The 12,987-nt window shown below is 52.9% G+C and carries 10 protein-coding genes and 1 tRNA gene; 3 read left to right on the forward strand and 8 right to left on the reverse strand.

Features of this window, described 5'->3' with window-relative positions:
- Nucleotides 1-53 precede the first annotated feature (53 nt).
- The 6 genes from lon to GM556_RS04585 form a co-directional block, all read right to left on the reverse strand.
- Complete coding sequence (lon, locus tag GM556_RS04560; RefSeq protein ID WP_155579397.1) at nt 54-2,618, reverse strand: endopeptidase La; 2,565 nt, start codon at nt 2,616-2,618, stop codon at nt 54-56.
- Nucleotides 2,619-2,783: 165 nt separating this feature from the next.
- The gene (gene clpX / locus GM556_RS04565; protein WP_155573296.1) at nt 2,784-4,049 is read right to left on the reverse strand and encodes an ATP-dependent Clp protease ATP-binding subunit ClpX; all 1,266 of its coding nucleotides are present in this window, start codon (nt 4,047-4,049) and stop codon (nt 2,784-2,786) included.
- 33 nt (nt 4,050-4,082) lie between these two features.
- Entirely contained in the window at nt 4,083-4,727 is a 645-nt protein-coding gene (locus GM556_RS04570; protein WP_155573297.1) for an ATP-dependent Clp protease proteolytic subunit, read from the reverse strand.
- A 158-nt stretch (nt 4,728-4,885) separates the two neighbouring features.
- Complete coding sequence (gene tig / locus GM556_RS04575; protein ID WP_155573298.1) at nt 4,886-6,214, reverse strand: trigger factor; 1,329 nt, start codon at nt 6,212-6,214, stop codon at nt 4,886-4,888.
- 67 nt (nt 6,215-6,281) lie between these two features.
- Nucleotides 6,282-6,366: transfer RNA gene (locus GM556_RS04580), tRNA-Leu, on the reverse strand.
- 129 nt (nt 6,367-6,495) lie between these two features.
- A complete protein-coding gene (locus GM556_RS04585; RefSeq protein WP_155579398.1) occupies nt 6,496-7,971 on the reverse strand; it encodes an NAD(P)H-hydrate dehydratase in 1,476 nt (491 codons plus the stop codon).
- A 59-nt stretch (nt 7,972-8,030) separates the two neighbouring features.
- Here GM556_RS04585 and GM556_RS04590 point away from each other — a divergent pair, with 59 nt between their 5' ends.
- From GM556_RS04590 to GM556_RS04600, 3 genes are all read left to right on the forward strand, one after another.
- Entirely contained in the window at nt 8,031-8,474 is a 444-nt protein-coding gene (locus GM556_RS04590) for a hypothetical protein (RefSeq protein WP_155579399.1), read from the forward strand.
- Between the two features lie 181 nt (nt 8,475-8,655).
- Nucleotides 8,656-10,887: a DEAD/DEAH box helicase gene (locus GM556_RS04595; protein ID WP_155579400.1), complete on the forward strand. Its 2,232-nt coding sequence runs from the start codon at nt 8,656-8,658 to the stop codon at nt 10,885-10,887.
- Nucleotides 10,884-12,182 carry a class I SAM-dependent RNA methyltransferase gene (locus tag GM556_RS04600; RefSeq protein WP_155579401.1) on the forward strand — a complete coding sequence of 433 codons (1,299 nt, stop codon included), beginning with the start codon at nt 10,884-10,886 and terminating at the stop codon, nt 12,180-12,182. Before GM556_RS04595 ends, GM556_RS04600 begins: the two co-directional genes overlap by 4 nt.
- Before the next feature lie 12 nt (nt 12,183-12,194).
- Here the strand turns inward: GM556_RS04600 and GM556_RS04605 are convergent, their stop codons facing one another.
- On the reverse strand, nt 12,195-12,551 hold the full coding sequence (locus GM556_RS04605; RefSeq protein WP_099027147.1) for an iron-sulfur cluster assembly accessory protein: 357 nt from the start codon (nt 12,549-12,551) through the stop codon (nt 12,195-12,197).
- A gap of 14 nt (nt 12,552-12,565) precedes the next feature.
- Nucleotides 12,566-12,937 (reverse strand): SUF system Fe-S cluster assembly protein, encoded by a 372-nt coding sequence (locus GM556_RS04610; RefSeq protein ID WP_370513593.1) that lies wholly within the window; start codon nt 12,935-12,937, stop codon nt 12,566-12,568.
- Nucleotides 12,938-12,987: the final 50 nt, after the last annotated feature.

Here is a 12,987-nt window from a genome sequence, read left to right on the forward strand (position 1 = left end):
CTATGAAGCGGATTTTCCCTGCGTCAACCATCAGAAAGCAAGAATAGCCTCACTTAATGCCGAAAAGAGCGAGAAAGTCCCTTCGGAGTCTCTTTTTTGCCTTTTGTGCCTACTATATGCGCTCCCGGCAGAGCCTTAGGGGCCTCTGTCAATGCGACACTCAGCACATCATCCATATGATGAACGGGGATAATCTCCAGCCCTTCTTTCACATTTTCTGGAATCTCGGCGAGGTCTTTAACGTTCATTTCAGGGATTAACACAGTCTTAATCCCTGCGCGCAACGCAGCAAGAAGCTTCTCCTTCAATCCGCCAATCTCCAACACGCGACCACGTAAGGTAACCTCCCCCGTCATCGCAATATCATGCCGGATGGGGATGCGTGCCAGCGCACTGACTAGAGAAGTCGTCAAGGCTGCACCGGCAGAAGGACCATCCTTAGGTACGGCCCCTTCAGGCAAGTGCACATGAATATCGGTTGTCTCTAAGAGTTTAGGGTCAATCCCCCAAACATCCATACGCGACTTCACATAAGAAAATGCCGCAGAGACGCTCTCTTTCATAACATCCCCAAGCTTACCAGTTTGGCGAATATTGCCTTTACCGGGCATGGTCAGGCTCTCGATCGTCAGAATCTCACCACCAACTTGCGTCCATGCTAAGCCTGTGACGATACCAATCTGATCCACCTTATCTGTTTCGCTATGGCGATAGCGCGGAATACCGGCATATTTCTCCAGCGTTTCCGGTGTGACCTCAATGCTCTTTACCTTACTGCTGAGAAGCTCGCGCACCGCTTTGCGGGCAAGACGTGCAATCATGCGCTCCAAATTACGCACCCCAGCTTCCCGCGTGTAAGAACGAATCAACGCCAGCAGAGCCTCATCACTCACATGCCATTCACCGGGACGCAAATTATGCTCTTTAGCTTGCTTAGAGAGGAGATGCCGTTTTGCAATCTCCAGCTTTTCTGCCTCCGTATAACCAGAAAGACGGATAATCTCCATCCTATCCAGGAGCGGTTGCGGCATATCCAAAGAGTTCGCCGTGGTGATGAACATAATATCTGAAAGGTCGTACTCTACCTCCAGATAATGATCACCAAAGGTGCTGTTTTGCTCAGGGTCTAGCACCTCTAACAAAGCAGAAGATGGGTCACCACGCCAATCCGACCCCAGCTTATCCACCTCATCCAGCAAAAAGAGCGGATTATTTACTCCAACCTTTTTAAGCCCCTGGATAATCTTCCCCGGCATGGCCCCGATATATGTCCGGCGATGGCCGCGAATCTCGGATTCATCCCGCATACCCCCTAGGGACATACGCACATATTTCCGCCCTGTTGCGCGCGCAATGGAGCGTGCAAGAGATGTCTTACCCACACCCGGCGGGCCAACCAAGCAAAGAATAGGGCCTTTCAACTTCTTAGCCCGACTCTGAACAGCGAGATATTCTAAAATCCGCTCTTTGATTTTCTCCAACCCGTAATGGTCTGCATCCAGAACATCTTCTGCTTTTTGGAGGGATTTTGTAAGTTTGCTGCGCTTAGCCCATGGCAAGCCTACCAACCAATCCAAATAGCTACGCACCACAGTGCCCTCGGCGGACATCGGGCTCATATTCCGCAGCTTTTTCAACTCACTGCGCGCTTTTTCTTTCGCCTCTTGACTCAGGCCTTCTTTTTCAATCTTATCTTCAATTTCACTAAGCTCATCACGGCCATCCTCGCCTTCACCCAGCTCCTTTTGGATCGCCTTCATCTGCTCATTCAGATAATATTCGCGCTGCGTCTTCTCCATCTGTTTTTTAACACGGCTGCGGATGCGCTTCTCCACCTGAAGCACGTCAATCTCCGCCTCCATGCAGGAGAAAACACGCTCCAACCGTTCCTCAACAGACACAATCTCCAAAAGCTCTTGCCGCTCCGGAATCTTAAGATTCAAATGGCTGGCAATCGTATCAGCTAAACGTGATGGGTCCTCAAGCTGACTAACAGAGGTAAGAACCTCCGGTGCAACCTTGCGATTTAAACGGGCATAATCCTCAAAACGAGATAGAGCAGAACGCGCCAGAGCCTCACGCTCACCCGGCCGTGCCCCTAACTCATCAGGCACTATCTCCGCAGAGCTTTGGAAATAACCATCCTGCTCTTTCAGCCCCACTAAATGAACGCGGTGCAAGCCTTCCACAAGGATTTTTACCGTGCCATCAGGCAGTTTTAAAAGCTGAAGAACATTCGCAACCGTGCCAACACGAAAGAGGTCATCAACTGTTGGCTCATCTTTTGCCACATCCTTTTGGGAGACAAGTATAATCTCCCGCACATCCTCCGGCATTTGCTCTAGAGCATGAATGGACTTCTCCCGCCCCACAAAAAGCGGCACAACCATGTGAGGGAAAACCACAATATTGCGTAGCGGCAATACAGGCAGAACAGGCTTTTTAACGCGCGCTGGCCGCTTAACCCGCGCTTTAGCCGCGGCAGGTTCGGCCTGTTTTGCTTCCTCTTTCGCGCTAGAGGCCCGCACACGCCGTGCAGGGACCTTGCGCGGAGATGTTGGCGTTGCTTTATCAGCCGTTTTGCGGCGGCTAGTTTTTGTTTTCTTTTCGTCACTCATGATTTCAAGATCTCCATAACGGACGATCAAACCCCTATACCGCCCAATTAAGGCACGGCAGGGGCTTTCACTCTATGGGCTCAATGTGGGGTGTTGGGAGATGAGGGGCAAGACCCAACACCACAGGAAGCATACATAAACAGACCAAAACCGCTACAAAGCCGGTCAGTCTGCCTCCGTTTTAGCGTCATCACCTTCTGCATAGACATAGACCGGCTCGGCTTTGCCCTCTGCAACATCGCGATTAACAACCACTTTCTTAACCGTCTTTCGCCCGGGAAGGTCGAACATTGTCCCCATCAAGATTTTCTCCATGATGGAGCGCAAACCCCGCGCGCCTGTTTGACGTTCGATCGCACGAGCTGCAATCCCTTTAATCGCCTCCTCCTCGAACTCCAACTCCACCCCTTCCATTTGGAAGAGCTGCTGATATTGCTTCACCAAAGCATTCTTTGGTTCGGTCAATATCTGCACCAAAGCGGCTTCATCGAGGTCATTGAGTGTGGCGATAACAGGAAGACGGCCTATAAACTCCGGGATAAGGCCATATTTCATCAAATCTTCAGGCTCAATATCCTTAAGAATATCACCAAGCTTGCGATCATCTTCAGAGCGTACATCCGCCCCAAAGCCAATCCCACTTCCCTTACCGCGTGCGCTAATGACTTTGTCCAACCCAGCAAACGCCCCGCCGCAAATAAAGAGCATGTTCGTGGTATCGACCTGCAAAAACTCTTGCTGAGGATGTTTACGCCCCCCCTGCGGTGGAACGGAGGCTACGGTCCCTTCCATTAATTTTAGCAAGGCCTGTTGCACACCCTCACCGGAGACATCCCGCGTGATAGACGGGTTCTCAGCTTTACGGGAAATCTTATCGATTTCATCAATATAGACAATCCCTCTCTGGGCCCGCTCAACATTATACTCGCACGCTTGCAAAAGCTTGAGGATGATATTTTCAACATCCTCCCCCACATAACCGGCCTCTGTCAGCGTTGTGGCATCGGCCATTGTGAAGGGGACATCCAAAATCCGCGCTAAGGTTTGGGCTAATAAGGTCTTACCGGTCCCTGTCGGGCCGATGAGCATAATATTCGCCTTACCAATCTCTACATCACTGCCTGATTTTTCGGTATGCTCGAGGCGTTTATAATGATTATGCACCGCAACGGAGAGGACTTTTTTCGCATCGTCCTGCCCAATGACATAATCATTTAAAATCGCACAAATCTCACGCGGCGTAGGGACCGAACCGCCAGTCGTAATAGGGCCTGCCCCACGCTCCTCACGGATAATATCCGTGCATAACTCTACACATTCATTGCAAATAAAAACGGTCGGCCCGGCGATGAGCTTCTTCACCTCATGTTGAGACTTCCCACAGAATGAACAATAAAGCGTGTTTTTAGAATCGCTCTCTTTTTCGCTCATTACAGCTCCTCAAACCCATACTAGCGGGTATGTTCAGGCACCGGCCTTCTTCTCTGCTGGGTGGCGCAGCACGACTTCATCCACCAATCCGAAATCTTTCGCCTCTGTTGCGGAAAGATAGCGGTCACGCTCCAACGCTTCTTCAATTTCCTCTAAAGCGCGGCCTGTATGCTCACGATAAATCTCGTTCAAGCGGCGGCGAATCTGTAGAATCTCGCGCGCTTGAATCTCGATATCAGAAGCTTGACCCTGCGCCCCACCAGAGGGCTGATGCACCATCACGCGGGCATTGGGCAAGCAAAAACGCCGCCCCGCCTCACCAGCAGCTAACAACAAAGAGCCCATAGAGGCCGCCTGACCAATACACACCGTACTCACGGGCGAGCGGATATATTGCATTGTGTCATACATCGCTAAGCCAGCCGACACCACGCCGCCGGGACTGTTGATGTAAAAGGAAATCTCTTTAGTGGGATTAATACTCTCCAAATACAGCAACTGAGCGCAAATTAATGAGGAGACCTGATCATACACAGGCCCTGTGAGAAAAATAATGCGCTCCTGCAAAAGGCGGGAGTAAATATCAAAAGAGCGTTCCCCGCGCGAGGTTTGCTCCACCACCATTGGCACGAGTGTATTATTAAACACTTCCAGAGGGTTACGATCTTCAATGCCCATAGGTATTTTCCTTTACAACGTCCCCTCACCCTAGCCAGCCCGTTAGGCTTTGTCTTTGTGAGATAAAACAGCAACGCGGCTATACAAGAGGGCCAGCACCGGCAAGAGCAAAAAAAAGGGGCAGCGGCAGGCTGCCCCTTCTTTATATAATGCGGCGATTATTCCGCATCTGGCATATCAGCAAGCTCCTCGGCTGTGACTTCTTTATCCGTCACATCAGCAAGCTCAATGAGATAATCCACCACCTTATTTTCTAAGATAGGACCACGGAGGCTCTCAATGGCCTGAGGATTCTTTGTAAAGAACTCAAAGACCATCTGTTCTTGACCCGGATAGCGGCGTGCCTCCTGCTGTAATGCAGAAAGTAGCTCCTCCTGAGAGACTTGAATCTCTTGCTTACGACCAATCTCTGCCAAAAGCAGGCCGAGCTTTACGCGGCGTTCGGCAATTTTGCGATAGTCAGCGCGCAGGGTGTCTTCATCCTTCGCGGCATCTTGCTCATCAAGAGTGCCGTTTTTACGCTCTTCCTCAATCCGACTCCAAATCTGAGCAAACTCGGCATCCACCATGCTCTCAGGCGCATCAAAATTGGTCTTTTCGGCAAGAGCGTCCAACAGCTCGCGCTTAATCCGCATACGGGAAAGCTGTTTATACTCACCCTCGGCCTGCTCGGTGATGAGCTTACGCATTTGCTCAACACTCTCTAGGCCCAGCCCTTTAGCGAACTCATCATCAATGGTTGGGTCAACCGGCTTCTTTAGCGCGTTTGCTTTAATGTCAAACGTCACTTCTTTACCGGCAAGGTCAGCAGCTTGATAATTCTCTGGGAAGGTCACAGTAATGACGCGCTCATCACCGGGCTTCATACCTTCCATCTGGTCAGCAAAACCGGGGATGAAGCCTTCGCCACCAATCTCGACATTCACATCATCAGCGGTGCCACCCTCAAAAGGTGTGCCATCTTTTTTGCCAACGAAATTGACATTCAGCACATCACCCTTCACAGCAGGGCGGCTTTCTTCAATCACTTCAAATGTGCGGTTACGTTGTGCAACCTCACGCAGAGCTTTCTCTACGACCTCATCAGCAACTTTCGCGCTATAACGGGTCAGCTTTGTGCCAGATACATCGGGGATGGTAATCTCAGGCAGGACTTCCATCTCGATTTTAAACTCAAGGTCCTTACCGTCTGTCCCGGTAGAAACAACATCAACTTGCGGCTGCATAGCTGGGCGAATCGCCTCATCCTCTAGCAGCTTACGCACACTCTCCTGCACCAGCTTCTCAGCCACCTCAGCTTGAACAGACTCACCAAAACGCTGCTTTACAACGCTGGCGGGCACTTTACCGGGGCGGAAGCCGGGGAGTTTAACATCGCGACTCACTTCAGCCAGACGAGCCTCACACCGGCCCTGCAGGTCAGCGGCAGGAACAACTACTGTGAAAGACCGTTTCAGGCCCTCATTGAGGATGGGCTTAACCTGCATGAATCCGACATTCCTTCTCTATAATACAGGGGATCTCCAGCATCGTACATTTAAATGGAGAGTGCCTTGGTGCGGGCGGAGGGACTTGAACCCCCACAGCTTGCGCCACCAGAACCTAAATCTGGCGTGTCTACCAATTTCACCACGCCCGCATAAACCAGACGGCTATCTCCAGTACCAGCCCGTTTAAGGACCGATGCCTTCATTGTTCTGCGGATTTAACGCATGAACCCCTTCACGGCAAGGGGCCTTTCCTGCAAATCTCTCTTTTATGCTGTAAATTATCCCTTAATGCGCCATTTTCCTGCATCTTCCGGGCTATGAGAAGCTGCCTGACGCGCCAAACCAAGCTGGGCGAAGATATCTTCTGGCACAATCCATCCCCCCTTTAACGCCGCAGCGCGCCGTGCCGCCTCCCCGTGCACCCACACACTTGCCGCAGCAGCCTCCCAAGCGGGCATCCCCGCTGCGAGACATGTCGCGATAATACCGCTAAGCACGTCCCCTGCCCCTGCTACAGCTAAAGCGGGAGTGGCGTGACTATTAATCGCGACCCGACCATCAGGGGCTGCAATGATGCTATCGGCCCCTTTCAGCACGACCACAAGATTCAACTGCTTTGCTGCGTGACGGGCTGCCTGTAAGCGATCCCCCTGAATAGGCCCGAAAAGTCGTGCAAACTCCCCCATATGCGGTGTCATAACAGTCGCCCCCTTTAAACGCTCGGGATTCCCCGCAGCCCAAGAGAAGGCACCTGCATCAACAACAATCTGCCGCCCTTCCTTTTGGAGTAACGGAAGGGTGCGTCCCACTTCATCAGGCTGCAAACCGGGGCCACAAACCCACACATGCCGCCGTTTATCCTCCAAAGCAGCGGCTAAAGATTGGGTATCAACAATCGCGGCTGGAGAGGCGAGTCGATACATCATGGCGGCCGCCTCTGGCACTGTCAGCCGCACCATACCCGCCCCAACATGCCGCGCTGCCTCAGAGGCAAAAAAGGCTGCACCGGGCATCTCGGCCCCGCCGCACACACTTACCACACCACGGCTATATTTATGATCAAGCGGCTCTTGCTGCGGTAATGCCCATAAGGCAGGGCCATTCTCCCACATTATACTGCGCGTATCAGCTAAAATCGCTTCAGGAATGGCCAAATCAGCACACAGCACCTCCCCACAAACCGAACGTCCCGGCAAAAGCAAATGCCCCGGCCGCTTGCGGATAAGTGCAATGGTCTTAGCACATGGTGCTACCTGCCCCATCAAGCTGCCCGTTGCGCCATCAAGACCAGAAGGAACATCAATAGCAATAATGCGCGGTGCCGCTGCAAAAAAGGCTTCTACAAGAGGCGGTAATGGCCGATTCACCCCGGCCCCAAAGACGGCATCCACCACCAACTCCGCCCTTGCAGCTTCCTGCGGGGTAAAATCGACCACATCACCATGCCAGCGCGCCGCCATTTGCTGGGCCAAGCTGCCCTCAACAGGGGGCTGCGTCATCGCAACACGCACCGGCCACCCCCATGAGAGCAAATGCCGTGCCAGCACATAGCCATCCCCGCCATTATTCCCCGGCCCGCACGCCACCACAACACGACAGGGCTTTACATGCTGGCGGATTAGCCGTGCGGCCATCATGCCTGCACGCTCCATAATCATAGGGAGAATCGCCTCCATGGCTTGGTCCATCTGGCGTGTTTCTTCTGGTGATAAAAGAGCTGATGACAAAAAACTTTGCTGGGAAAGACAGGACATAAAGCAATCTTCTCTCTATAAAGGTGGGCGAACAGATTATGACACAGTATGGATGAACTATGACCAGCTCTCTGCTTTGGGGCGTTGTCCTTGCCCTACATCTTCTTTGTATCACCTATTGGGTTGGTGGGGCTATTTTCTGCCTACAAACACGCCGCACCACACGTTTATTAGACGCCCAACAAGCCAGCACGGTTTTATTACAGAGCTATAGCCGTTTTTTAAGAGCATTATGGCATGTTATTCCTCTTGCTATTCTCAGCGGCATTGCGCTCATCATCCACGCAGGTGGGCATCTACCATGGCCGTATCATCTTATGGCCCTGTGCGGCCTCTTAATGATTATTCTCTTTCTAAGCATGACTTTTGGCCCCTTACGGACGGCACGCCGTGCTTTGCGGCCTCAACCGCAGCTCTTTACCACTTTACACCGCCGTACTGCGCTCATGGCACTTTGTGGCATTATTGCCATCTTTGCCGGGGCTCTTGGTGGGGTGGGCTAATAAACACCCTGTTTTAACTATAAACCGCTTGGCCTTCACCTTGCCAAAAAGGGCTTTTGCAGATAACAAACGGGAAACGCATACTGCAGAAGGTCGTTTCCCCTATCTGCAAAATGCGCGTGGGGCTGTCCGACGGGGTGCCGGATGGCCAGACCTGTAACAGCAATAGTCCGAGAATCATTTGAGCAGCAAAACCTCCTCTGGTCCGTCCAAAACCCGCAGCAGCACAAGCCGCACACGGAAAACCCCTTCCCCACGCACCAAAACAGCTAAGGCAGAGGCCGAAACGGGAACGGAACCATTAAGCGATGAGGATGTGAAGGCCGACTCTACGCCTACCCCCCCTAAAAAGACGACCACGCGCCGCCGCACAACGGCAACGAGCCGCAAAAACGCCGTCACTCCTGCTGAGACAGAGAGTGGAGCTGATGCTTCTATTGAGGCTGAAGCTGCAACTGAGACGCCAAAACGCAAAACACCCACCCGCCGCCGTACAACCAAAGCTACCGCAGCGGAAGAGACCATTCTTGCTGACGGACCTGAAAAGAAGCCCGCTAAACGGACACGCCGTAAGACGGTGAGTGCAGATGAGGCCCCTACCACCACGGACGATGGCGAGGCCAAAGCCAAACCGGCTACGCGTAAAAGAACGACCCGCGCCAAAGCAAAACCCGTAGCCTCTGAGCCTGAAGTGACGGATGCGGACGAGGCTCCAGTCCCCAAAACGCCGCGTACACGCCGTAAAAAAGCGGTTGAATCAAAAACCACTGCACCAGCCGATAAGGCTATAGCAGATGGCGATTCTACCACACCAAAGACAAAGCCCCGTACTACTACGCGGAAGCGGGCAAGTACGCGCAACACTAAGAGTGCAGACGCCAATAAACCTGCTGAGCAGACCGAGACACAGCCCGTCACAGCGTCTTCATCGCAGCATAAAGACACCCCTCATCATGAGGATGCGGAGCAGGAAGGCCGTCCGCGCTTCCAAGACCTTGCCTTATCAGCCCCTATTCTTAAAGCTGTTGAGGCCATGGGGTATACTCACCCAACGCCTATCCAAGCTCTTGCCACGCCGGCAATTCTAGCAGGGCGTGATGTGCTGGGGGTTGCCCAAACAGGGACGGGTAAAACAGCCTCTTTCACGCTGCCTCTTCTAGAGAAGCTCTCCAAATCCCGCGCACGAGCGCGTATGCCGCGTTCGCTCATTCTGGAGCCCACGCGGGAACTAGCATTGCAAGTAGCAGAGAACTTCAAGCTTTATGGGGCACATCTCCGCCTGACCCACGCTCTATTAATCGGCGGGGGGAAACTGAATGAACAACGCGATATTCTTAATCGTGGGGTAGATGTACTCATCGCCACACCGGGGCGTTTACTAGATATGTTCGACCGCGGCGGGCTGCTGCTTACACAAACGGACACGCTCGTTATTGATGAAGCAGACCGTATGCTAGATATGGGCTTCATCCCTGATATTGAGCGCATTGTCAGCCTCCTCCCTCGCCAGCGTCAGACGCTTTTTTTCTCTGCGACGATGGCACCGGAGATTCGCCACTTAGCGGATAATTTCCTCAATAACCCGAAGGAAATCACCATTGCGCGGCAATCCTCTGTTGCTAGCACGATTACTGAAGGGCTGCTCATTGTCGAGAAACGGGATAAAAACCGCGCTATCTCCGCATTACTACGCCATGATGATGTTCAAAATGCCATTATCTTCTGCAACCGGAAGCGCGATGTTGATTCCCTAGAACATTACCTTACTAAACAGAAGTTCTCTGTAGGGCATCTCCATGGTGACCTCGCCCAAGATGTGCGTTTTGATACGTTAGAGCGTTTTCGCTCTGGTGAGTTATCCATTCTTGTTTGCTCTGACGTTGCAGCACGCGGGATTGATATTGGCGGGCTTTCCCATGTTGTGAATTACGACCTCCCCTTTAATGCGGAGGATTATGTTCACCGTATTGGTCGGACAGGCCGCGCAGGGAAGGAAGGAATCGCCTATAGCCTCGCCACGCCTGATGAGCAAAAGCTGCTCGAATCTGTTGAGGCCCTCACCGGTAAGAAAATTAAAGCTATAGAGGTTGAGGATTTCCCCTCCCTGCAATGGCGCGGCGAGGATGAGGCGAAACCATCTCATAAAAAAGATGGGGCGAAAAATACCCGCCAAGGGCGCAACAAACGCGCCCCAGAGGCAAAAACGGACGAGCAACCCACACCGCCGAAGAAGCAAGCTTCACGCGCTCTTCTTCCTGAGGCGCGTAAGCATGACCATAAACGCTCTGGTCGGGCGGAGCTGCTCCCCCCTGTGCCAGAGACAAATGGCATGCAGGATGGTTTTGGTGAGAACGTCCCTGCCTTTATGAAGGTCAGCTATCTGCCAGATCCGCATGAACCTTCTGATTCATGAGGGGGGATTCCCAGCAATGCCATCTCACGGTTGAGCAGCTAGGCCGCTCAGGCGATGGGATGGTGCGTTACGAAGGACGCAGCTATTACATCCCCGGCACATTGCCCGGTGAGCAGCTTCATCTACGTTTTCATCACGAATCAGTAGAGCTTTTGGGGTGGGATCATTATGCCCCGGAGCGTGTTGACCCCCCTTGTAGCCTTGCAGGCCGTTGTGGGGGGTGTACCCTCCAACATATGGAGCCTACCGCTCTCCTGCATTGGAAGGCCCAGCACATAGAGCGCGCTTTAACCAAAAGTGGGTTTACCGACCTCCCCACCCCCATAATGTATCAAACCCCACCTCATAGCCGCCAAAGGCTGGATGTGGCCCTGCAACGCGTGCCCGGTGGGGTTATTCTCGGCTTACATGAACGCGGTGGGGACCCCGTTGATATGACGGAATGTCCGCTCATCCGGCCAGAACTATTCGCTCTATTGCCCCCATTGCGTACATGCCTTGCCTCATTAGGGGCTTTGACAGGCCGGGGAGCTTTAGCAATTAATCTACTCGAAAGCGGACCAGACCTCACCTTAGAAACCCCCGCCCCTTTGAGCGGCTCAGACCGTGAAAAACTCGCAGCTTTTGCGCGTGCGCACCATATACCACGCATCACATGGCGGCCTGCCCCCGGCAAAATGATGGAAACTGCTGCCCAGAATGGCCCCGTTTTTCATCATTTTGGGGGTGTAAAAGTCACCCCGCCCCCCGCTAGTTTCCTCCAAGCCAGTAGCGAGGGTGAGGCCGCTATTTGCGAAGCCGTATTAGCAGGGCTGCCTCCCCTCAACCGTAAAGACCGCATTATTGAGCTTTATGCAGGCTGTGGGACATTAACCTTCCCCCTCGCACAGCATGGTTTTGTGAAAGCCTATGAAGGCGATAAAGCGGCTATATCCGCGTTACGCGCAGCCACGCATGGAAGTCGCGCTGAGGGAGCAGAGCGCGACTTAAACCGCCAACCTCTCCTCCCAACCGAGCTTAATCAGGCACGCGTTGTTGTGTTGGACCCACCCTATGCAGGGACGGGCAAGCAACTCGCCTCGCTTATACGCTCGACTGTGCAGGACATCATCTATGTAAGTTGCAGCCCTGCAGCGTTGGAGAAAGAACTTCCAGCCCTCCACAAAGCTGGGTTCGCCTTGCTCTCATGGCATGTGATTGACCAGTTCCTATGGTCAAGCGACGTAGAGGCCGTCTTAACACTCTCGCGCGACCCCAAACGCATCCGCAAGGCAAGAAAAGCACGGCAAAGCTAATCTCTATACCGCTTAAACGTGGAAACTTTCCCCGCAGCCGCACCGGCCTTTCTCATTAGGATTGGTAAAGGTGAATCCTGATTCAAGCTCCTTCACCTCATAATCCATCACAGTACCGATGAGGAACAAAGTGGCCTTGCGGTCCACCAGCAACGTCAAGCCATGGTCCTCAACGCGCTCATCCCCTGCTGTGGCCTCAGAGACAAAATCCATCTCATAAGACATGCCAGAGCAACCGCGCTTACCAACACTAATCCGCAAAAGCTTACCCTGCTCTGCCCCTTCATAAAGGGCTTTTAAACGGGTAGCGGCTTTATCTGTTAAGCTCATCAAGGGTGGTAAAGAACGCTTCTTGGGCATTTCTGTCATGATATTCCCCTTGCTTAAAACATATTCAAGGCCAAACGGGCCTGATCGCTCATCCGGCTCATATCCCATGGCGGGTCCCACACGACCTTAACGGTCACTTCCTTCACCGTGGGGACGGAAAGAACAGCGTAACGGACCATCTGGGGTAATTCTTGCGCGCTAGGGCAGTTAGGCGCGGTAAGGGACATCTCAATATCCACACGGCCATCATCATGCAAATCAATCGTGTAAATCAGCCCTAGCTCATACACATTCACTGGAATTTCCGGGTCAAAGACCGTCTCAATCGCAGCAATGACTTCATCTTGCTGTGGCGGCGCATCCACTGGTGGGGGGACAAGCTCCTCCTCCCCCGCATAAGCCTCCTCTTGCGTAGGCAGGGGCATCCCTCCTGTAGGCGTAGTCGCCTCACCTACCAGAGGGGCTGTGGAATCAT

Origin of the sequence: Bombella sp. ESL0378 (genome assembly GCF_009725845.1) — a bacterium.
Lineage (GTDB): Bacteria > Pseudomonadota > Alphaproteobacteria > Acetobacterales > Acetobacteraceae > Bombella > Bombella pollinis.